This is a genomic window from Vibrio sp. CyArs1 (assembly GCF_022432925.1).
Taxonomy (GTDB): domain Bacteria; phylum Pseudomonadota; class Gammaproteobacteria; order Enterobacterales; family Vibrionaceae; genus Vibrio; species Vibrio mediterranei.
In genome coordinates this window covers 252366-273869 of record NZ_JAKRBO010000005.1, presented here as the reverse complement: position 1 = coordinate 273869, position 21504 = coordinate 252366, and the positions used below count along the sequence as shown (strand labels likewise).

Here is a 21504-nt window from a genome sequence, read left to right as displayed (position 1 = left end):
CTTCTCCTATGGCACAGTGTATGCGAGCAAGATAAGGTAAACCGACAGCTCCACGATTTGTTGCGCAGCGCCAAGGCAGTCACCTGTGAATCCACCTAATCTCGCCATAAGCCAACGTTTAAATCCTATTCGAAATAACAATGCCCAAATCACTAAAGTAATAGTGATTTGCATACCCCAATAAACCGCTGGAAGCAGTGCACACACAGCGAGAAAAATAAGCTCTTTTTGTGTTTGTTGATTAGCTAGCGGTTTGCTTTTGCTACCCTCTGGATCAGACACATACGGCATCGTCGATATCAACGACGCCGCGACGGCTCGACTAAAAACATACGCCAGAATAATAGCGGCAATGAACTGGTTGTGGTTAGCAAGCTCTACAAGGGTGACGAACTTTAACAGTAACACCATCACGAGTGTGCTGACGCCGTATGTTCCAAGTCGGCTGTCTTTCATGATAAGCAGTCGTTTTTCGACCGTCATTCCACCGCCAATGCCGTCTGCCATATCTGCGAGGCCATCCTCATGAAATGCACCCGTTAATAGCAAACTAAACACCATTGTTATAACAACAGCGACAGACACTGGAAGCACAGTACTCGCAACAGTAAAAACGAGCCCACACAGTGCCCCAATAACAAAGCCCACTGCCGCAAAATAACGACCGGAGCGATTCATCCGCTCAGTGGAATATGGCGTGTCTTTAGGTATCGGCAAACGTGAAAAAAAACTCAATGCGAGACAAAACAGTTGCCATTGATAACGCCACCAACTGCGAGATTTTTCGTTACTCACACTGTTACTCCAGCACTTTCGAAGCTTGCCATTGAGTTATAAAACTCAGCTGAACATTTAATAAGTGGATACGCAAGTGCCGCTCCAGTCCCTTCACCTAATCTTAGCGACAAGTCTAAAAGCGGCTTCGCGTTAAATTGTTCCAATACATAACGATGCGCTGCTTCTTGAGAGGTATGAGAGAACATTAAAACATCTTCTAAGCTTGGTTCTAACTTAGCGGCGATAAGCGCTGCAACGGAAACGATAAAGCCATCCACCAACACTGGAACGCGTCGTTTTGCTGCTTCTAGAAAACCACCCACCATATGAACAATTTCAAAACCGCCCAGTTCGGATAAGATCTCCATGACTGATTTGCTCTGCACTCTATCGACACCTTGCTGAACCAACGCCAGCTTTAGCGCAAGTTGCTCGGCATTAATTCCAGTCCCAAGCCCTACGCTCTGGGCCACTGGTAGCTCGGTGATAGCAGAAAGCAACGCTGATGCTGAGCTAGTATTACCAATACCCATTTCGCCAAACATGAGTATGTTTGCGCCGCTTTCTATCTTTGATGCGACGATATTCCGTCCCGCTTCGATACCTTGTGTAGCTTGTTCTAGTGTCATTGCAGGATGTGCGGAGAAATCATCCGTTCCACATCCTAAACGACTCAAAACTAAGGTACCTGAACTATCTGAAACTGGCTCAAGCATTCCGCAATCTACAACGGAGAACGCTATCTCGTTAGCACGGCAGAAACAGTTAATTGCAGCGCCACCGGCAAGAAAGTTCATCACCATTTGCTGAGTTACCGCACTTGGCGCAATGCTCACTCCCCGCTCGGCTACGCCATGGTCCCCTGCAAATACGATGACATGCGGATTTGAAACATCGATACTAGTTGCTAAATTACCTAAAGAGAGGCTTTGAATCTTTGCCAACTGGAAAGCGATGCCCTCAAGCTTTCCTAATGCACCTAATGGCTTGGTCTTTTGGTCTATTCGGTTTTGAATAGATTGATCAAATGTATTCGCTAGCATGACGTCCTTTCTTTATGGTTTCACTTACTCTAACTCCCTGCAAAACGGTCAAAATTTGCATTAGAGCTTATGAGCTATACTTAGGGTTCACCTAGTGTACTTATTACGAGATCACAAACCAACTTTAGATCTCACCCAAATCTTGGAAGCATAACTTGAAGGACAGCCTTGTATTGCCAAGATCGTATCAACAAACGTACATTGAGAAGAAGGAATTGAGTTAAATCGGACTAGGTGTTGAAAATAACAACATAACAAAAAAGTGAGGAGGCAATTATGCTTACCAATCAAAGAGCTCCGTCTAAAAAAGGACCGCAAAATAGTAACAAGAAACGTTCTAATGTACCTTTATCGCTGACGTGACCAAATCACTTAACTGTAAGTAAAATAGTAAAGCCCCCTACAATGCTGTAGAGGGCTTTTTAGTGTCCGTCATTTTAGAGGGAAAGTTGGCTTGCTAAGTGTCAATCGGCTGCTGAAGTTCAGAAAATAGTTGTGCAAGGCCATCGTCTGAGATCACTGGTGTAGTTTTGTGGCAAGTAGAACAATTACTCGGCTTTCCATCGCACATTTGGCGCATCATAATATCATCTAAATTGCGCGTACCTTGCTTGCAATCATGCTCAATAGTTTTAAATACGTGACATTTATCTGAGTTAGGTATATCCGCTAACCCAACGATAGAAACTCCTTGCATCCTCGCAAGCACAAGAAGCTCTTCTATCTTCTGTTTTAATTCTTGATTCATATTATTATCCCGACTCTGGCGGTCTTTACCTGTCTATTTATACTAAAGTCTAATGTACTTATTAAATCCAACAACCTTGATCACTTAAATTGATACATTTGTCATATTTCTAAACTATCGTCCTATTTTTATAAAACGCTTCGCAAACGACAGCACTTTGTAACATGCCAGTAAATATATAGCTTCCAAGAATATAAAATGGGTTAAATATCACACAATTAAACGGCTAAATGCAATACGATGCATGATACTAAACCACCCAAGAAAGGCCAATTATTACACCATCATCTACCCTTATAATCGCACTTTTATCTACAAAACAATCAACAATAAAGAATTTTCACAACGTATCGGGCATGATTTACACAACTGTAAACACGGCCACTTCAATTTAGGTATACATTAGAAATGTTGAGTAAAATCGTTCTGAACACAGAAAACCCTTATGATTTATATCATATAAATCATAAGGTTAAATTGGCGGTGTAATGGCGCACATACTCACGAACATTGATACAAATGATGCTTATTCTCAAACAGGTGGTGGCAACAAATGAAACAAAGGATAAATGTTGCCGCTATGTATCCATTTTATTAAATGAACATTGTATTCCGATTTTAAAATATAGTAATTTATGACAGAGAAACCAATTTCATAGCTGAACAATATAATCAGAAGAAGAAAGACACATTTATTACAAGCAGTTGGGAAGGGATGAATATGAGAGCAGTCAAGGAAAAGAGCAGTCATACAACTTCAGGTAAAGATGAATCCCTAAATATTGGTGCAACGTATTTCAAAGAAGTCGCAGGACACGATCTTCTTAGTGCCGAAGATGAAAGACACATTGCAAGAAAAGCGCGAGCTGGAGATACATTAGCGCGACAGCACTTAATCAACTCCAACCTTAGATTAGTGATTAGAACAGCGAAGCGCTATTCAAACAGAGGGCTTGATTTCTATGATCTAATCAATGAGGGAAACATAGGGCTCATTCAAGCGGTTGATAAGTTTGATCCAGAGTTAGGTTATCGCTTTTCAACGTATGCAGTTTGGTGGATTCAGCAAGCGATTGACCGAGCGATCATGAACCAAGGCCGAACCATTCGTGTTCCTGTCCACGTTACAAAGCAAATACGTGAATGTAGCAAAGCAGCTCATGAGCTTCGCAAAGAAGGTAATCATGAGCCTACGTCTTCAGAAATAGCAGAGCGTACAGGCCGTGCACCTGAAGAAGTAAGCAAACTACTCAAGCTCTCTGAACAGTCCTTATCACTAGATAATGGCTGGGATGAAGAAGGCGATAAGAAAGATCACTTGCAAACCATCGATGATGACGATGTATTTGAGCTTCCAGAACAAGATATCGTGACCCAGAATCTAAATAAAGCTCTCATTGATTTGGTGGACAGTTTACCTGACAAACAACGCGTTATTCTACATCACCGTTTTGGATTACTTGACGATGATCCCAAGACATTAGAACAAGTGGGAGAAATTGTCGGCGTCACCCGAGAAAGAGTGCGTCAGATACAAAAAAGTGCCATGGAGACACTTCGAGATAAACTTAAACGACAAAATCTAACTCGAGCAGAAATTGATTAATTTCGCTTCTATCACAGCACGTTAGCTCAACATTTACTATAGTCCCACTTACCATCGGTTAGTGGGACTTTTCTTTATGTCATCAAGTTACAATGCCATCATCGCTGGCGCATCTGGGTTAGTGGGAAGCAAACTGCTCACACTGTTAGAGCGAACCGATCACATTGAAACGGTTTACGCGCTATGTCGCTCGCCTCTAGATACACACGCATCAAAAACGATCCAACTAATGGATGGGGCGCTCAGAGTTACAAACTGGGAAGACTCCTCGCCTACCCCTACTCTTGGATTTATCTGTCTCGGTACTACCCTTAAACAAGCTGGCAGCAAAGCGGCGTTGGAAAAAGTAGATTACGACCTTGTCTGTGATGTTGCTCAAACCATGAAGATGATTGGTGTAACGCGTATTGCGGTAGTTTCAAGCTTAGGAGCCTCTCCAAGATCTCTTTCCCATTATCTCAAGTGCAAAGGGCGCGTTGAACGTCGTATCGAAGGCATGGGATTCGACCAAGTTGTCTTTGTTCGACCTGGACCACTCGCAGGTAGAGAAAAACAGATCCGATCAGATGAAGTGGCTGTTCAAAAAATATTCAGCCTCCTATCACCTCTCATGATCGGCCCACTTAGATCATACGCCCCTATCCCCGCAGAGTCTGTTGCTCAAGCGATGCTCTATAGCGTAATTGAACATCATGATGCGAATTGCGTCGCATATAATTCTGCAAATATGTTGGATATTCTTTCTAGTTATCAAAACTAGCTCGAATATATATTAAACAGCATATAACAAATTGCTCTAACTAATGACATTAATTTATTGTTAACGATTACAACAGATCGGTACTTTAGCCATCTACACTTCTAATTACCTTATGCTAAATAAGGTTTATACGTCAGATGGATAAAAGGATACTTCAATGTCAATTGCGGTTGTCGCAGCGCTAGCGATATTTTTAGGCATACTCTATTTTTTGTATGGACAGCAACAAAAGAAACACGCCCTTTCACGTCTTGTTTTATTCGGTTTGGTTTTAGGGAGTGCTTTCGGACTCGGACTACAATTACTACTAGGTGAAGGTCACGCAGCAATTTCCGAAACCCTTGAATGGGTTAACGTTGTGGGCAGAGGCTATGTCGGTCTTTTAAAAATGATCATCATGCCTTTAGTCTTAGTTTCTATGATTGCCGCGGTGGTAAAACTGGAAAAAGGCGGCTCTTTAGGCAAAATTAGTGGCCTGACTATTTCTGTACTACTTGCTACGACTGCCGTATCCGCACTTATCGGTATTGCAGTCACTCAAGCATTTGGTTTAAGTGCTGAAGGGCTCACTGAAGGTGCACGTGAAACGGCTCGTATCGCGGTACTAGAAAGTCGCGTCGACCGTGTAAGCGATCTCACAATTCCACAAATGCTGGTTAGCTTCATTCCAACCAATCCATTTGCTGACCTAACCGGTGCCCGCTCTACTTCTATTATCGCTGTAGTTATTTTTGGTGTCCTTACTGGTATAGCTGCACGAAAAGTGATGGCCGAGAAAGAAGAGCTTGAGTCACCGATCCGCACTTTTGTCGATGCAACGCAATCTGTTGTTATGCGCCTGGTAAAAATGATTATGGCATTAACGCCTTATGGCATTGCGGCTCTGATGGCGAAAGTTGTCGCGACTTCAAGTGCAGGTGACATCTTAAATCTACTTGGTTTTATCGTTGCGTCTTACTTAGCCATTTTCTTAATGTTCTTGGTTCACGGTTTCTTGGTCTCACTTGTTGGCGTAAGTCCGAAAGAATATTTCCAGAAGATTTGGCCAGTACTAACTTTTGCGTTCTCATCTCGAAGCTCTGCTGCGACCATTCCATTGAACGTAGAAGCACAGGTTACCAAACTCAACGTACCACCAGCTATTGCTAACTTATCAGCATCATTTGGGGCGACAATTGGACAAAACGGTTGTGCCGGTATCTATCCTGCAATGTTAGCCGTAATGGTTGCACCAACTGTCGGTATTGACCCAATGGACTTTAACTTCATCCTGTCGTTAGTTGCCATTATTACTATTAGCTCTTTTGGTATCGCGGGTGTCGGTGGCGGCGCAACATTTGCTGCTCTTATCGTACTGCCAGCAATGGGGTTGCCGGTCACTATCGCTGCGCTACTTATCTCCATTGAACCTTTAATCGACATGGCGCGTACCGCACTGAATGTCTCTGGCGCGATGACCGCAGGTACTATTACTAGTCGTTTGCTCAAGAAGAAACAACCTGAGCTCGAGCAAGCTAACGCACAATAACTAGCTCAAGTCATTCTAGCGAAGCGGCCTTCATGGCCGCTTTTTTTATTATTAATTTCAGTGCGTTAAAATTTATTTCGATATTTATCGAAATATTTATTGATCTCAATCCAAATAGTTCTATAATTCCAAACATATCGAATCATTAGGACTAACTAATATGAACGCTGAATTTTTAGAAATGGCTAAAGAAACTGCAAACATGTTTGCCTTTCTAGCCACTGAACTTATCATTCTTTTCTTAGCAATAAGTTACATTGTTGGGGTATTGCAGGAGTTCCTAACACCTGAAAAAATCCAATCTATTCTGAGTTCCAAAAATGGCAAAGGTTACTTTATCGCTGCCCTTCTTGGCTCAATTACACCGTTTTGCTCATGCTCAACCATCCCTTTCTTAAAAGGTTTGCTGAGAGCGAGAGCGGGGTTTGGCCCAATGATGGTTTTCTTGTTCGCTAGCCCATTACTTAACCCTGTAATCATCGGCTTGTTCGTGGTGACATTTGGTATCAAAGTCGCAGTGTTCTATTTCTCTATCGCAATGTTCGTTGCCGTCACTGCTGGCTATGTACTAGAGAAACTTGGATTTGAACGCTACGTAAAACCTGAAGCATACCAAACCAACTCAGCAGCGAGCTCATGTGGTACATCATGTGGTGATACTGAACCTGCAAAAGTTGAAACTTCTTCTTGCGGCACATCTAGCGGCTGTGGCACTTCTGCAAAACCGGTTGTAACGCAGGCAAAAGAGTCGTCATGCTGTGCACCTGTGGCTGCGAAAACAAGCTGCTGCTCTAGCGAGGAACCAACCATTACCGACATCAACACTGATGGCAGTGCATGCTGTGGCACCACTTCAGCAGTAACAAAAGAAGATAGCCGTTGGCTACGTATTTGGAAATCGACTTGGAGCGACTTCAAACAAGTATTCCCATATCTAATGATAGGTATCTTGTTAGGTTCATTCATTTACGGGTTTATCCCAACTGACCTTATCGCAGAATATGCTGGTGAAGGTGTATGGTATGCGATTCCGATTGCAGCTGTTATTGGTATTCCACTATACATTCGTGCAGAGGCCGTTATTCCGCTAAGTGCAGCTTTGGTTCAAAAAGGTATGGCTTTAGGATCTGTGATGGCACTTATCATTGGCAGTGCTGGTGCCAGCTTAACAGAGGTTATCTTGTTGAAATCTATCTTCAAGAACCAAATGATTGCCGCTTTCTTAGTCGTTATCTTAGGCATGGCAATTAGCGCGGGTTACCTCTACAGCTACCTATTTGGTTAATACAACTTAGTAAACTTCAAAGCGCTGCTCGGCAGCGCTTTTTTCTTTAATTTTCAATAGTTATCGTCAAAATTACCACGCAAAACTTCATTTAATGTCTATAGTTTCTTATGAGTTGGTATCTTCAACGTAAGGGATTATGAACGACAAGGCCAAATTCGCGACAAAGGTAGCACTCAGTCTTACCCTCGCTTACCTCATTCCATTTGCATTAGGTTGGCCTCAGGCTTCTACTGCGGCTACCACTGTTATGCTCATCGCATCAACAGGAAGCCAACGTGAATCATTAGAGAAAGGAACCTTAAGAGTACTTGGAACCATAGTTGGTGCCGTTATTGGATTGTTGCTAGTCGGTATGTTCGCCCAAGATCGACTGCTATACATGCTGAGTGTTTCTGTTGTGGCATCCTTTATCTTCTATTTTAAAAATGCCTATCTAAAAGATCCGACGTTATTCATGTTAACAGGCGTCATGACTTTAATGATGTCAAACGGAGGAGATGCAGAAGGTGCATTCTTATATGGCGTAGACCGTGCTCACATGACCGTGTTTGGTGTCATTATTTACACTTTGGTAGGCACCTATCTGTTCCCAAGCAAAACAGAACAGAATCTTCGCCGTATGACCCACGACGTCGTTTCGCTCCAAAAACAGATCCTCGAACGCCTCTCGCCACCAATCTATACAACATCTCATATAACAGATTCGGAAAAGGCGTCTGAAACATCGTCAGACGATAATCAGTCCCCCAGTCTAAATGACTTAATTGAGAAGTTGTACGCGAGTCAAACCGCCTTAGAAACTCGCTTTTCTACCGAGAGTAAAGAATGCAGCGATGTGTCCGCTTACCTTCAAGAGTGGCAGCTCACGCTTCACTACACCAAACAGATAACCAATCTGCTGATAGCAACTTCTAGTTCGAACTTTCTGCAGGGTGAGCCTCAGAAATTTATCACCAATTACGATGAGTTTGTCGCCGATATTCAGCAATTATTCGAACAGTGTGAACACTACCTCCAAGCATCAGACGAGGGGTTAGAGTATCGTTGGCAAGAGCGAAAAGTCGCCTTAGACCTAGACTCTCTCAGTAATCATCCTCATCTATCTAAGAGTTCTGCCATTACCTTGGGGTATGTGCTCAACCGCCTTCATACCAGTATTTCGAGGCTGAACGAAACTGTTAGTTGTATCGATTCCGTTACCAAATCAGTGTCATTTGACGAAAAGCCTCGGAAAAGTGCCGGAGCTTTCCTATGGTGGGACGCAGAAAACTTTAAGACATCGATTAAAGTCTTTGTGACCTACTGGGTAGCCGCTTTTATCTGGATCTTTTTCAATCCTCCGGGTGGGTATAGCTTCGTCATTTTCTCCACCATTTTTGTTTCTTTACTCTCTTTCCTACCCGTGCATCCTAAATTACTCGGCTTTCTATTTACGTTCGGGTTTATCTTTGCCGTTCCCGCTTACGTTTTTGTTCTTCCCACATTGGAACTTGGCATCGAACTCGCCCTTTTCCTTTTTGCGTATACCTTTATTGGCTTCTATCTATTTAAAGGCCCCATCACAATCTTCTTTATGATCGGCCTCTTTATTCTCGGTATCGACAACGTCATGAATTACCATTTTGGCATTCTCCTTACCATCATGATGTTGTTCTATCTTGTGGTTTTAATGCTTGTGTTCGCCCATTACTTCCCTTTCTCAAGTAAAGCCGAACGCCTATTCTTATTGGTAAGACAAAGACTTTTCACTCATGTTTATCAATTAGTTGTTAAGCTTCAAATGCTAAACCGCTCAACCCTGGCTAACTTTACAATTCAATTACATCTAAAAACGGCCAATGTTGCAGCTAAGAAACTTGCATTGTGGGCAAGTAAGATCGATCTCAACTACTTTGACAAGAACGATCACCAATCACTGACTGCCTACACAAAGCAGTGTCGTAATTTAATAAATCATTTAAATACACTCGTCATCGCACAAACTCATCTGAAAAATAACCCATTGATTACTAAGCTTAGAAACGAGTACACGGACGAAAGCTTACTAACGTTAATCCGTACTCATAACCGTGTTCAAAGAGAGCGTGTACAAACGCTTGAAGACGTGCAATGCGAATACGCTAAAACAGAGGCTATTCTCGATGTGTTTTTTCAGCAGCTAGATCCTGAGCAGTACGCTCAAAAAGACATTGCAGAGTTCTATATCTTCCTCAGCTTAAAACGAAGTGTTTTTGAGTCTCTGATAAAAGTGGAAGAAGCGGTTCAGAATGTCGACCTCAATAATCTCAAAATGCATCGATTTTAGGAAAGGTAGTAATGATCTCTCATCTCACAAAGTCCTGTTTTATCGCGTTAGCCACGTTGTCTATGACAGCGTGTACTACGCTTGGTCCAGATTTTACACCGAGTCAAGAAACCCAACTTCCGTCATCGTGGAACGATTCAGACACACAAGCTAGCATGGACTCAACCGTAAAATGGTGGGAACAGTTTAACGACCCGACTTTGAACAAACTGGTTGATATTGCCTCTCAACAGAATTTAGATGTGGAAGCCGCCGGTTTTAGAATCTTGCAAGCGCGTTCAGTTCTGGGTATCGCCGATGGATTGCAATATCCTCAGCTACAATCCATATCTGGCAACCTAGCCAAAGCTTACGCCAATGAAAGTTCATTCAACAATGCAACCTTGAGCTTTGATGCAGGTTGGGAAATGGATGTTTGGGGAAAATATGCACGCGGAATAGAATCAGCCCAAGCGGGTTATTACGCCTCCATCGCTTCCTACAACGATATTTTGGTGACCATCACCTCTGAAGTGGCAAGAAACTATATTAATTACCGAACATTCCAAGAACGCATACTGCTTTCACAGCGCAATATCGAGATTCAAGAGCGAGTAGTCAACATTACGCGAGTGCAGTTTGAGTCAGGCAATGTCACCGAACTCGACGTTCAACAGGCGCGCAATCAACTATTCACCACCAAAGCTGCCCTACCGGCGCTAACTGTAGCGATGTTGCAAGCCAAAAATGCGTTGGCGGTCCTGTTGGGCACATTGCCTGAAGAAATAGAGCCCATTCTTAAGTCAGACATGGAGCAGAAACTGGTTCAATTTGAGCAGCGTTTTAAAGCTTCCGGATCAAAAAGCGCTATTTCGGAAAAGGGAGATGGCTCTATCGTTCCAGAAACCCCAGTATTAGCCAATCTTGTTGACGCTAGTTTGGTTATGCGCAGACCAGACTTACAAGTCGCAGAGCTTCAAGCTCATGCCCAAAGCGCTCAAATCGGTGTCGCTGAAACGGCGTTGTACCCAAGCTTCTCCCTCTTTGGATCCATAGGCATTAACAGCTCTGTACCTTCAGGCAGTAGTTTCAGCTTCAACGATTCGCTGACTTTGGTGGCCGGACCCGCAATGAGCTGGAACATTTTTCAATATGGGCGAGTGAAGAACAATATCCGTTTTGAAGACGCGAAATTCCAAGAAACCCTGACCAATTACAACAAAAAAGTACTGCAAGCGGTTCAAGAGGTGACGAATGCAATGGAAGCCTACGATTTGTATCGAGAACAAAAATCCCTGCGCTTAGAGTCAGTAAACGCCTCAGTTCGCGCGTTTAATATCTCGCTCACCCAGTATGAGAACGGACAAATCTCATTTGAGCGTTTATTGAACTCCGTCGAAAAAATGACTCGAAGCGAAGACAGTTACGCTCAAATTAAAGGAAACGTCGCTAACCAAGTTGTCGCCTTGTACAAGTCACTAGGTGGCGGTTGGCAAATTAACTCAGGAAAAGCGTTTGTGTCACCAGAGCATGTCGAACAGATGAACAAGCGCACCGATTGGAGTGACCAATTACAGCAAGAAAATGTTGCTCTACCTTCATTAACGCTGCGCACAGGCGCCAAACCACCAGCAACAGACAAGGAGGATAAATAGATGCCACATGAAATGTCGTGGGGAGATATTTACTTTTCTCCTTTGGTGTTAGTCCTGATTCTCGCGCTCATTGCGACTTGGATTACCGTCGTGATGCTAAACAAGGTGAAGCTATCAAGATTTATCGCCTTCCCTTCGCTCACATTCTTAGCAATCCTCGTGTTGTATGTCATTGCTATCGACCATTTCTATTTAAGGTTTTAGGAGCTCGTCACTATGAAAAAATCTCTCATTATTATCCTAAACCTGATTATCCTTGGTGGCGCTGGGTGGTTTGGGTATCAGAAATACCAAGACTATTTCAACAACCCTTGGACACGCGATGGACAAGTTAGAGCGAATATCATCAAGGTTGCCCCAAGAGTCTCAGGCCCGATTGTCAACGTAGCTATTGTTGACAACCAACAAGTCAAACGAGGCGACTTGTTATTTGAAATCGACCCTGAAACCTATCAAGTTGCCCTCTCACAAGCCGAAGTGGCTTTTCAACGAGCCATCATCAGCTCAAAGGGAAAGAAAATCGAGTACGACCGTTTGCTCGACATTCGTAAAAAAGACAAAGGAGCAGTCTCTCATAAGGATCTCATTCGACGCGAAATTGCCTATCAAGAGTCACTACTGCAAATCAAAGCCTCAGAGGAACAATTAAAGTCCGCTCGCCTCAATCTTAGCTATACGCGCGTTGTCGCCTCGGTGGATGGCTATGTCTCCAACCTTGATATCCGAGAAGGAACACAGGCCGTCGCTAACCAACCTCTTGTCGCCTTGATTGATGAAAACAGTTTCTGGGTATTTGGCTTCTTTAGAGAAAACCAACTACCAAGAATACACCCTGGTAGCCAAGCAAGAGTGACTTTGATGTCACATCCAGATGAACCTATTCATGCCACTGTCGATTCTATCGGCTGGGGTATCGCGCCCAAAGATGGCACAGTTGGCTATAACCTGTTGCCCAACGTCAATCCTGTCTTCCAATGGATTCGCCTCGCCCAGAGAATCCCAGTTCGTGTGTCGCTACATGAACTCCCTGAAGGAGTGCATCTGCGCTTTGGATTATCAGCGTCGATCATGGTGATGGAACAAAATGAAGACTAGGGAGAAACAATGATGGAAATGGGGAATCGGTTAAGAAAAATCAATGAAGACAATAATTTCTTCTATCTTACTGTGGCGTTAATCGCGTTACTTATCAGCTCAGCATTGGCCGAAATCGTTGGGCAAGGTGTAATAGATCATGTTCTTCAACTGTTTATCATCGTCACTTTCATTGTTTGCTTAGCCAGTCTGCGATTCGATAAAGGATGGACGCGATTTTTGATAACGCTGGTATGCCTATGGATCTTAGCGACGTTGGCAAAAATTGTCTTCGAGCTCCGTGAAATGGACTTCGTTATGCTCGCCCTCACCTTCTCATTCTTCTTTGGTACCTTTAAGTCGACAGCTAAACAGGTGCTCTTCCACGGCAAGGTCAACACCAACAAAGTCATTGGTTCAGTAGCATTATTTTTACTACTCGGCTTAATGTGGGCTATCGTTTACTTAATTATTATCGAATATTCCCCACAAGCCTTTACGGGGCTCGAAGCCATTACGTGGGGAGAGAATTTCTCTAACGCAGCGTATTTCAGCTTCGTTACGTTAACAACGTTAGGTTATGGCGACATCAGTCCAATTACTCCACTAGCACAAGTTGTCGTGTATTTGGAAGCCATTGTCGGAGTGTTCTATATGGCAATAGTCGTATCAAGTTTGGTAAGTGCAAATATTGAAAACAGGGAAAACAACAATGGATAGACAGACTGAACAGCGTCAAAGCAAGCTCTTTGTCAATAATATGGTGGAGTCGGCCATTCGAATTGGTTTATTGGTGATATTGCTGATCTTCACCTACGATATCATCAAACCTTTTATCATCCCCGTCCTCTGGGGCTCAATCATAGCCGTCGCCTTGTTGCCACTGACCAAAAAGTTAGAGCGCTCATTAGGTGGCAAACGGGGATTAGCCGCTACTCTGGTCTCCTTAATCGGTATTTCTTTGTTGGTGATCCCTTTCGTCATGGTTTCTGGTTCAATTTACGAGGGCGTCGCTCATACCACTGAAGTAATACAAAGTGGCGAGATAAAAATCCCGGGGCCCACCTCTAAGGTCGCCGACATCCCTGTCATTGGTGACAAGCTGTATAGCATTTGGAACCTGTTCGCCACTAACATGGAAAAAGCTATACAGCAGTTTTTGCCTGAGATTAAAGGCTTTCTCGGTACTGTCGCCTCCATATTAGGCGGCGCATTAACAAGCTTGATTATGTTCATCATTTCCCTCGCAATTGCCGGTGGATTTATGGCACATGCAGAGAAAATTTCAGGAGCGTTAGAAACCGTCGCAGTAAGAGCTGTTGGGAAAAAAGCTGAACAGTGGGCTAACTTGATGGCAGCAACTATTCGCAGTGTATTACTAGGTGTTGTTGGTGTGGCGTTTATTCAAGCGGCAATCATCGGTGCTGCGATGTTTGTGTTTAAAGTTCCGGCTGCTGGTTTGCTGACACTCGCAACATTGATCCTTTGTATCGCTCAGTTACCTGCTCTACTTATCGTTGCACCGGTAATTTTCTACGTTTATTCCACAGGAGACGGAACTAGTACGACACTGTTTACTATTTGGGCATTAGCGGGGGGATTATCTGATAACATTCTCAAGCCTATGTTGATGGGACGTGGCGTTGATGTGCCGATGCCTATTATCTTAATCGGTGCCATCGGTGGGATGTTATTCGCAGGAATTATTGGTCTGTTCCTCGGCGCTATTATTCTCGCCATTTGGTATGAATTGTTCTTATTCTGGATTAATTACGAAGAGCAGACCGAGTTATCAGAAGACGACGTTGAGGCATCATCTGAAAGTAATACGAAAGCCGAAAACAGCTAATACAATGGACAACGGATAAAAAACAGCCGATAAAGTCACTAAGCTTTATCGGCTGCGTTATTTAAGAGGCTGCGGAACGTTACTGGTGTTCGCTTAGAACATTTGCGAGCACATCCACTGCTTTTACAAGCTCTTCAGGCGTTGAGTTAGTGAAGTTCAAGCGAAGTGCCGAAGGCTGCCCGTTTGCCTCTGGATAAAATACAGGGCTAGGAACCACGGCAACACCTTTTGACAACAGTGCCTTAGCTAATTCAAACGTATCGCACAAAGGAATCCCAACCCAAATAAACATACCGCCATCAACAGAGTTCAACGTACAACTCTCAGGTAACTTAGCTTCTAATGCTTCAAATAGCGTTTGATAACGCGCCTTATAAATCCCTTTTACTGTATCTAGGTGGGCGTCAAAGTCATCATGTTTTAGCAAGCCCAGTAGCGCAGCTTGCATTGGAATGCTGGAGTGCAGATCGGCACCTTGTTTGATCTTAATAATCGGCTCAATATAGCTCTTCTTGCCAGTGACCACACCAATGCGAAGGCCTGGAGATGCAATTTTAGAGAACGAACGAAATACAATGGAGTTATCTGGACAAAAGGTCGAGACCATTGGCAATGCTTCTCCAGTAAATCGGAGTTCGCGGTACGGAGCATCTTCAATAAATGCCACATTGTATTGAATGCAAAGCTCCGCGACTTTTTGACGCGTTTCCAGTGTCCAACAAACACCTGTCGGATTGTGGAAATCTGGCACTGCATAAAACATTTTTGGCGAGTTGATCTTAAAGCACGCTTCAAGTTGTTCTAAGTTAGGGCCGGAAGCCACTTGTGACACCGTCACGATATTCGCCCCGACTAAGCCGAATACTTGCATAGCCCCCAGATAACTAGGCGCTTCCATTACGACCGTATCACCCGGATTAATGTAAGCTCTTGCCACCAAATCCAGACCTTGCTGAGATCCTGTACAAACAACCGCACTGTGATTGCTTGGTAGTTGGTAATAGTCCGATAGGAAATCGAGTAACGGCGTATACCCTGCCGTGGTTCCGTACTGGAATACCTCTGGCTTATCACATAACCCTTCAAACGTGGAGCGCATTAGCTCGATGGGGAATGTATCAGGATCTGGCAATCCTCCAGCCAGTGAAATGACGCTTGGATCGCTGGCTGCACTCAGAATTTCACGAATATAAGACGAAGGGACATTTTGAAGAGAGCGAGCGATTTCCATATATTTCCTTACCAATACAACTAATAGCGGGGCATTATTTTAGATTAAGAACAATTAATGATGTGTATAGAGAGATTTAAACTACCCCGCCATAACGAAAAATCAGCTTACACGCTATTGCAAGCTTCATGTTGTCCATTTATGCTTATAAACATGTCCATTTATGCGATTTTGATTGTGAATGCCCGTCATCTAACTCGAATCAACGACGTCCTGTTCTATATCCACAGTGATATAAGTAAAGAGCTTTCCGGAAAAGAGCTCGCTGCTATTGGGGCCTATTCCGAACAGCATTTCCATCGAGTATTTAAGGAAGTCGTTGGTGAATCACTGCATCAATATATCCGCCGCACAAGAATGGAATACGCCGCAAATCAATTAATGTTCGATACCAAATCTAGTATTCAGCAGATAGCAAATAAGAGTGGTTTTAGCTCAATATCATCATTTTCGCGTGCGTTCAAAGACGTGTTCAGACTCTCACCCGGTCAGTGGCGAAAACACGACCCTCAAGTGTCACACAAGCCTTATTTAGCGGACCCTGACGTTGCTGCGGGTTATGCTCGAGCTGTGGATCGTCCTATTCCCGCCCCCAAAATTATCGACGCGCCGCCGCGTCGCGTCGCATATATCCGTCACATTGGTTACAACCGCTCTATACGTAAGCCATGGCAAATGCTCAAAGCATGGGCAAGCGCTGAAAAACGAGATTTTTCGGTACAGTTTGGGTTACATCATTCGAACCCCGCTTGGGTTGAACTAGATAAGTGTCGCTATGTCGCATGCCTAGAAATTGATGCTCCGATCAAACTTCGAGGTACCGTAAACCAAATGACCATTCCGGGTGGTTTACACGCCGTCTTCCGTCTTCAAGGTGTTTACGGTGAGTTGCTTCCGCAAATAAGTCGAATCCAAGAGAAATGGTTACCGCAGTCTGGCTTCAAAGCCAGTGCAACCCCAGCTTACGTGCATTATCATCGCAATCATTTCTTGGCGACTGACGAAGTTTTTGAACTGGATTTTTATCTGCCTATCAGTTTTTATTGAACAGTTGCCTCTCCCTTTGCATTTGTTTTGTAACAAAGCACAAACGTGTGCCCTGTTTTCATCAATTGGTACGGTAATTTACTCGTGTCCACGGTAAGCTTGTGCCACTATCCAACCTACTCAACTTCTTATCAATTTGGAGCTTTGGCGATGAAAACAATCTTGGTAACTGGTGCAACAAGTGGTATCGGCTATGAACTAGCAAAAGAACTAAGCCATAAAGGCCACCAAGTAGTAGCAACGGGCCGTAATCCTGAAAAACTGGCACAGCTAGAGCAAGAAGCGAACTGTCATACCATCGCTGCCGACTTAACCGATCCTAATCAGACTGTCGAACTATTCCAAAAGGCGCTCGATAAGCTAGGTAGGCTGGACGTTCTAATTAATAACGCGGGTATGAACTTGCGCAAATGCGCTATTGAAGAGTTCACCTTAGAAGAGTTTGACCAACAGTATGCCGTCAACCTTCGTGCACCTGCGTTGTTGTGTAGAGAAGCCTTAAAGGTCATGAAACCGGCTAAATCAGGACAAATTATTAATGTGGTAAGCACAGTTGCTAAACGCTCTAATGAAACCATGAGTGTCTACACGGCGATGAAACAGGGCTTTGCGGGCTTTAGTGCAATCTTGATGAAAGAAGCTCAGCCTCATGGAATAAAAGTGACTTCTTTGTTCCCTGGCGGCGCAGACACCAGCTTTAGAGAAGCAGACCGCCCTGAGTATATGCACCCAGCAAGCGTTGCATCCACCATTTCTCTATTACTTGAACTGCCTAGTGATGTCGTCATGCATGAGATGACGTTTAGACCGCCGGTTGAAATTGAGTAGACATCTCCTTTGTAACAGTTGGTATGGGTGCTTGTTGAACGCCACAAAAGTGGTTAATTTAGGAACAGTACCCATTTCAAACACTACACAGAGGGAGCGATGAATGTGTCGTTGGCTAGCTTATCAGGGAACCGCAACTTATCTAGATGAACTAATTTATGTACCTGAACACTCACTGATTAACCAGAGTTTAGAGGCAAGAAAAGGTGCCACTCGAATAAACGCTGACGGTTTTGGGTTAGGTTGGTACACGCAACGTGATATCCCCGGTCAATTCCACGAAGTCATGCCTGCCTGGAGTGACGATAATCTTCGTTCTCTGACGCATCACATTCGCTCCCATCGATTTATGGCACATGTTCGCTCTTCAACGGGAACGAGCGTATCACGCTCTAACTGCCATCCTTTCGTAGTCGACAATTGGATGTTCATGCATAACGGACAAATCGATGAATTTGAAAAGCTGCGCTTCCAACTAGAACGTCTGCTGCCTGAATCGCTTTATCACTATCGAAAAGGAACGACCGACAGTGAGCTTATCTTCTTATTGATGATGAAAAATGGCCTGTCGAGCAATGTAAACAACGCCATTATTGAAACCATCAAAGATATCGAAAACGCCAAATCAGAAAGAGAGGTAGCCTTGCCATTTAAAGCCTCTATTTGCCTCTCCGACGGCGAACAGTTTTGGGTCGTACGATACAGTAGTGACCAAGAGCCACCGACTGTTTTTATTAAAGCAGAAGGAGAAAACGTCAGCGTTGCGTCCGAACCCCTCGAAAAAAGCAAAGAGTGGAAACTACTTAAACCACAAACGATTACCCATATACATGGTTTGAACCTAACGACGACGCAAATACATCTCGATATATAACGGCTGAGTTTTACCCTGAAGCTCTCGGCCTATAAACCCTGTTGAATGACACTAAAGTTGTTGAACTATTAGAGTGGTACTCGCAAGCATACGAGAAACGTACGCGTCAAAATACGAGTAATTAATAAAGCACAACATACTCGCGTAACAAGTTTAAAAGGGTCCATACCTAGCATGGACCTTTTCTGGGTTGCTTCAATCGCTAATCGATCAATCTACCCTGTTCATCGAAAAATGGATGAGGACCATCACTGTCTTCAATGTAGCTAATATGGGACACCACCGAATCATTCTCAAATTTGAGCAGTTGAATGGCTCTTGGCTCTAATGAAAAAGATGACGGTGCGTTAGGATCGAGGTCAAGCGTCACCGAATGGCTGTGTGACGGTCCAACCCAAACAGGAATTGAACGCCAAGTCGCGGTGATAGGACGGTGTAAGTGGCCAGCGCAAAGTCCGCGTACGTTATCAAACTGACTTAACACTTCATATAAGCTGTCTGCATTTGTCAGGTTTTGCACATCCATATGCCCTAATCCGACATGCATTGGCGGATGGTGTAGAAAAATAAGCACAGACTTATTAGATAAACGGGCTAACTGACTTTGCAACCACTCAAGTGTTTGTGAAGATAAAAAGCCATAAGGTTTGCCAATGACAGACGAGTCTAAACCCAATAAAACTTGTTCATCCTGCTCAACGACAAAGTTGCAAAACTCTGGGTGGTCAAAATCGACTAACTGTTGCAGTCCCACTCGCAAATTATCACGGTGATCGTGGTTACCCGGAACGACCCGAAGTGGTATTTGCAGTTTCTCTAGTTCTTGCCTGATGATTTGGTATTCCTGTTCCGTACCAAAGTCACCAAGATCACCGGTAATAACGACATAATCTGGTCTGGGGTTAAGGTGGTTGATATGTTGTACAGCATTCTGTAGGCATCGCAACGTATCCACCTTGCGATACGCGGGTTTGCCATCTTGTTTGATATGCAAATCGGTAAGTTGGGCAATTAACATAACTTTACTTCTTCAAAGGAATTAAACGACTAGGTTCAAAGGACACAGTCACAACTTGACCCGCCTGATATTCAGTGCGCTCAAAACAGTCAACCATGAGTTGAGACTCCTTTTGTACTCCAGACAAAGTGACACGGGTTCTGTCCCCTAAAAACACCGTACTCACTACGACACCGGTTAAAGCATCACAATCATCGCTAATGTCCTTCAAGATAATATCTTCTGGTCTTAGCATGACGCTCAATGAGTCATTTTTAGCAGAGATATTCGTGTCTATATGCTCTGGCAGTTTTAGGTACTTACCGGTGTCCAACAGCAACTTCCCTGCTTCTACCGCTCCTTCAAATCGATTCATTTGCCCGATAAAATCAGCTACAAAGCTGTTACTTGGCTGCAGATAGATATCCTTTGCTGAACCAATCTGGGCAATTTCACCATGGTCGAGAACGGCAATTCTGTCGCCCATCGCCATAGCTTCTTCTTGGTCATGAGTTACATACACTGCAGTGATGCCTAATTCTTTTAACAACGAGCGAATATCACTTCTCAAACGTTGTTTTAGCAAAGCATCCAAAGCTGAAAGCGGCTCATCAAGCAGCAACACATCTGGTTCGGTTATTATGGCACGAGCTAACGCCACACGTTGACGTTGGCCACCAGATAATTGATGGACGCCTCTTTGCGCATACTTTTCTAGGTCGAACATAGTCAGCATCTGCTTAAGCTTTTGAGCTCGTACCGAAGGATCCACGCCACGAACTTTCAGGCCATAAGTGATATTTTCGCTAACGTTCATATTGGGAAACAGCGCATATGATTGGAACACCATTCCGACTTTTCTTTGCTCAATAGGGAGCGCGGTAACCTCTTGATCACCAAAAGTTATTTGTCCGCCATTTTCATCAGCAAACTCCAATCCAGCTATAAGACGCAAGGTTGTTGTTTTCCCGCAACCAGAAGGTCCCAGTAATACTAAAATCTCTCCCGCTTCTATTTTTAGGTCAGTCGGTTTTAGAGCCAAGGTTCCATCTGGGAAAGTCTTGGTAATATCTTTCAGCGTGATTTCTACGCCAGTCATTGTTTGTTCTAACATTGAGTTCAATCTTAATTGCTTGTAACCGGCTTTCTGTTCAGCATCTGAGCCAGAACCAGCAACGGTAAAATGAGACAAAGGAAAATTAAGGTATAAGCAGAGCTAATCTCTAAACGCATGGAGGCGTACGAGTCAGCCAAACCAACAGGCAAGGTTTTGGTTAATGGCGTGTGAAGCATCCAAGTTAGGTTAAACTCGCCAATAGAGAGAGTGAGGGTCATCAACATACCAGCGACAATACCTGCTTTGCAGTTAGGGACAATGACATCAAAGAAACGCTGCCAAAAGCTTGCTCCCAAACTCGCCGCTCCCTCTTCCAACACATTGAAATTAATACTTTGCAGTACCGCCAACACTGACTTAACCATAAACGGCAAAGTGAAGATAACGTGACCCACTAAGATAAACGTCCAGTTAGAACGGAAATCACTAAAGTCACCGTAAGCGAGGATTAAACCAAGCGAAATTGCCATACCTGGAATGGCAATCGGCAAGGTTAAGATCTCATCAAACAACGATGCCCAACGGCTTTTGCTTTTCGCCAGCACATAAGCACAAGGTACGCCCACCAGCACATTAATAATGGTGGTCGCGATAGCAATTTGTAATGTTAGCCAAATCGTGTCTGAATAGAGTGCCCATACTTGTTCAACCCAACGAAGGGTCAATCCACTTTTCACACCAACAAAATAGTTGTTCGTTAGTCCAGCAACAATCGACATAAAAACAGGAACAATTAGAAACGCACAGACCAATAAAGTGAACCCAAGCTGGATATAAAAGTACTTATCTTTCTTCATT

The 21504-nt window shown here is 43.8% G+C and carries 20 protein-coding genes; 13 read left to right on the top strand and 7 right to left on the bottom strand.

Going from position 1 to position 21504, the window contains the following annotated elements; all coding sequences use genetic code 11:
• Positions 1-6: 6 nt before the first annotated feature.
• The 3 genes from MMA19_RS16590 to MMA19_RS16580 all read right to left on the bottom strand — a co-directional run bounded on the left by MMA19_RS16590 (position 7) and on the right by MMA19_RS16580 (position 2568).
• Positions 7-795, bottom strand: coding sequence for an adenosylcobinamide-GDP ribazoletransferase (locus MMA19_RS16590; RefSeq protein ID WP_198557702.1), 789 nt, complete (start codon positions 793-795; stop codon positions 7-9).
• Complete coding sequence (cobT, locus tag MMA19_RS16585; RefSeq protein ID WP_240206706.1) at positions 792-1820, bottom strand: nicotinate-nucleotide--dimethylbenzimidazole phosphoribosyltransferase; 1029 nt, start codon at positions 1818-1820, stop codon at positions 792-794. The genes MMA19_RS16590 and cobT overlap by 4 nt, the downstream gene beginning before the upstream one ends.
• Positions 1821-2277: 457 nt before the next feature.
• Positions 2278-2568, bottom strand: coding sequence for a hypothetical protein (locus tag MMA19_RS16580; protein ID WP_006070567.1), 291 nt, complete (start codon positions 2566-2568; stop codon positions 2278-2280).
• A 721-nt stretch (positions 2569-3289) separates the two neighbouring features.
• On the opposite strand from MMA19_RS16580, the gene MMA19_RS16575 reads away from it, so the two are divergent.
• From MMA19_RS16575 to MMA19_RS16530, 10 genes are all read left to right on the top strand, one after another.
• Positions 3290-4174 carry a sigma-70 family RNA polymerase sigma factor gene (locus MMA19_RS16575; RefSeq protein ID WP_038222111.1) on the top strand — a complete coding sequence of 295 codons (885 nt, stop codon included), beginning with the start codon at positions 3290-3292 and terminating at the stop codon, positions 4172-4174.
• Between the two features lie 76 nt (positions 4175-4250).
• Complete coding sequence (locus MMA19_RS16570; RefSeq protein WP_006070565.1) at positions 4251-4934, top strand: NAD(P)H-binding protein; 684 nt, start codon at positions 4251-4253, stop codon at positions 4932-4934.
• Positions 4935-5091: 157 nt separating this feature from the next.
• Complete coding sequence (locus MMA19_RS16565; protein ID WP_124941017.1) at positions 5092-6462, top strand: L-cystine transporter; 1371 nt, start codon at positions 5092-5094, stop codon at positions 6460-6462.
• A gap of 160 nt (positions 6463-6622) precedes the next feature.
• On the top strand, positions 6623-7747 hold the full coding sequence (locus MMA19_RS16560; protein ID WP_038228320.1) for a permease: 1125 nt from the start codon (positions 6623-6625) through the stop codon (positions 7745-7747).
• 139 nt (positions 7748-7886) lie between these two features.
• Complete coding sequence (locus tag MMA19_RS16555) at positions 7887-10055, top strand: FUSC family protein (protein WP_240206705.1); 2169 nt, start codon at positions 7887-7889, stop codon at positions 10053-10055.
• Positions 10056-10066: 11 nt separating this feature from the next.
• Entirely contained in the window at positions 10067-11689 is a 1623-nt protein-coding gene (locus MMA19_RS16550) for a TolC family protein (protein ID WP_124941015.1), read from the top strand.
• Positions 11690-11893, top strand: a complete 204-nt coding sequence (locus tag MMA19_RS16545) for a DUF1656 domain-containing protein (RefSeq protein WP_006072343.1) — start codon at positions 11690-11692, stop codon at positions 11891-11893.
• Positions 11894-11905: 12 nt separating this feature from the next.
• Entirely contained in the window at positions 11906-12784 is an 879-nt protein-coding gene (locus tag MMA19_RS16540; RefSeq protein WP_240206704.1) for an HlyD family secretion protein, read from the top strand.
• Between the two features lie 12 nt (positions 12785-12796).
• Positions 12797-13483 carry a potassium channel family protein gene (locus MMA19_RS16535; protein ID WP_096441819.1) on the top strand — a complete coding sequence of 229 codons (687 nt, stop codon included), beginning with the start codon at positions 12797-12799 and terminating at the stop codon, positions 13481-13483.
• A complete protein-coding gene (locus MMA19_RS16530) occupies positions 13476-14612 on the top strand; it encodes an AI-2E family transporter (RefSeq protein ID WP_240206703.1) in 1137 nt (378 codons plus the stop codon). Before MMA19_RS16535 ends, MMA19_RS16530 begins: the two co-directional genes overlap by 8 nt.
• 79 nt (positions 14613-14691) lie before the next feature.
• Here the strand turns inward: MMA19_RS16530 and MMA19_RS16525 are convergent, their stop codons facing one another.
• The gene (locus MMA19_RS16525) at positions 14692-15843 is read right to left on the bottom strand and encodes a PLP-dependent aminotransferase family protein (protein ID WP_240206702.1); all 1152 of its coding nucleotides are present in this window, start codon (positions 15841-15843) and stop codon (positions 14692-14694) included.
• Between the two features lie 177 nt (positions 15844-16020).
• Between MMA19_RS16525 and MMA19_RS16520 the strand changes: the two genes are divergently transcribed.
• The 3 genes from MMA19_RS16520 to MMA19_RS16510 all read left to right on the top strand — a co-directional run bounded on the left by MMA19_RS16520 (position 16021) and on the right by MMA19_RS16510 (position 18592).
• Positions 16021-16890: a GyrI-like domain-containing protein gene (locus tag MMA19_RS16520; protein WP_240206797.1), complete on the top strand. Its 870-nt coding sequence runs from the start codon at positions 16021-16023 to the stop codon at positions 16888-16890.
• A 150-nt stretch (positions 16891-17040) separates the two neighbouring features.
• The gene (locus tag MMA19_RS16515; RefSeq protein ID WP_240206701.1) at positions 17041-17718 is read left to right on the top strand and encodes an SDR family oxidoreductase; all 678 of its coding nucleotides are present in this window, start codon (positions 17041-17043) and stop codon (positions 17716-17718) included.
• A gap of 103 nt (positions 17719-17821) precedes the next feature.
• Positions 17822-18592 (top strand): class II glutamine amidotransferase, encoded by a 771-nt coding sequence (locus MMA19_RS16510; protein WP_171391596.1) that lies wholly within the window; start codon positions 17822-17824, stop codon positions 18590-18592.
• A gap of 202 nt (positions 18593-18794) precedes the next feature.
• Here MMA19_RS16510 and MMA19_RS16505 read toward each other — a convergent pair whose 3' ends face one another.
• The 3 genes from MMA19_RS16505 to MMA19_RS16495 are packed head-to-tail and all read right to left on the bottom strand — an operon-like array spanning position 18795 to position 21503.
• The gene (locus tag MMA19_RS16505) at positions 18795-19610 is read right to left on the bottom strand and encodes a phosphodiesterase (protein WP_124941011.1); all 816 of its coding nucleotides are present in this window, start codon (positions 19608-19610) and stop codon (positions 18795-18797) included.
• Positions 19611-19614: 4 nt separating this feature from the next.
• Positions 19615-20703, bottom strand: coding sequence for an ABC transporter ATP-binding protein (locus MMA19_RS16500; protein WP_240206700.1), 1089 nt, complete (start codon positions 20701-20703; stop codon positions 19615-19617).
• Between the two features lie 11 nt (positions 20704-20714).
• Complete coding sequence (locus MMA19_RS16495; protein WP_062460049.1) at positions 20715-21503, bottom strand: ABC transporter permease; 789 nt, start codon at positions 21501-21503, stop codon at positions 20715-20717.
• Position 21504 lies beyond the last annotated feature (1 nt).

Coding starts and splice junctions, on each gene's coding strand:
- cobT (WP_240206706.1), bottom strand. CDS start 1,820: ATGCTAGCGAATACATTTGATCAATCTATTCAAAACCGAATAGACCAA.
- MMA19_RS16580 (WP_006070567.1), bottom strand. CDS start 2,568: ATGAATCAAGAATTAAAACAGAAGATAGAAGAGCTTCTTGTGCTTGCG.
- MMA19_RS16575 (WP_038222111.1), top strand. CDS start 3,290: ATGAGAGCAGTCAAGGAAAAGAGCAGTCATACAACTTCAGGTAAAGAT.
- MMA19_RS16570 (WP_006070565.1), top strand. CDS start 4,251: ATGTCATCAAGTTACAATGCCATCATCGCTGGCGCATCTGGGTTAGTG.
- MMA19_RS16565 (WP_124941017.1), top strand. CDS start 5,092: ATGTCAATTGCGGTTGTCGCAGCGCTAGCGATATTTTTAGGCATACTC.
- MMA19_RS16560 (WP_038228320.1), top strand. CDS start 6,623: ATGAACGCTGAATTTTTAGAAATGGCTAAAGAAACTGCAAACATGTTT.
- MMA19_RS16555 (WP_240206705.1), top strand. CDS start 7,887: ATGAACGACAAGGCCAAATTCGCGACAAAGGTAGCACTCAGTCTTACC.
- MMA19_RS16550 (WP_124941015.1), top strand. CDS start 10,067: ATGATCTCTCATCTCACAAAGTCCTGTTTTATCGCGTTAGCCACGTTG.
- MMA19_RS16545 (WP_006072343.1), top strand. CDS start 11,690: ATGCCACATGAAATGTCGTGGGGAGATATTTACTTTTCTCCTTTGGTG.
- MMA19_RS16540 (WP_240206704.1), top strand. CDS start 11,906: ATGAAAAAATCTCTCATTATTATCCTAAACCTGATTATCCTTGGTGGC.
- MMA19_RS16535 (WP_096441819.1), top strand. CDS start 12,797: ATGGAAATGGGGAATCGGTTAAGAAAAATCAATGAAGACAATAATTTC.
- MMA19_RS16530 (WP_240206703.1), top strand. CDS start 13,476: ATGGATAGACAGACTGAACAGCGTCAAAGCAAGCTCTTTGTCAATAAT.
- MMA19_RS16525 (WP_240206702.1), bottom strand. CDS start 15,843: ATGGAAATCGCTCGCTCTCTTCAAAATGTCCCTTCGTCTTATATTCGT.
- MMA19_RS16515 (WP_240206701.1), top strand. CDS start 17,041: ATGAAAACAATCTTGGTAACTGGTGCAACAAGTGGTATCGGCTATGAA.
- MMA19_RS16510 (WP_171391596.1), top strand. CDS start 17,822: ATGTGTCGTTGGCTAGCTTATCAGGGAACCGCAACTTATCTAGATGAA.
- MMA19_RS16505 (WP_124941011.1), bottom strand. CDS start 19,610: ATGTTAATTGCCCAACTTACCGATTTGCATATCAAACAAGATGGCAAA.
- MMA19_RS16500 (WP_240206700.1), bottom strand. CDS start 20,703: ATGTTAGAACAAACAATGACTGGCGTAGAAATCACGCTGAAAGATATT.
- MMA19_RS16495 (WP_062460049.1), bottom strand. CDS start 21,503: ATGAAGAAAGATAAGTACTTTTATATCCAGCTTGGGTTCACTTTATTG.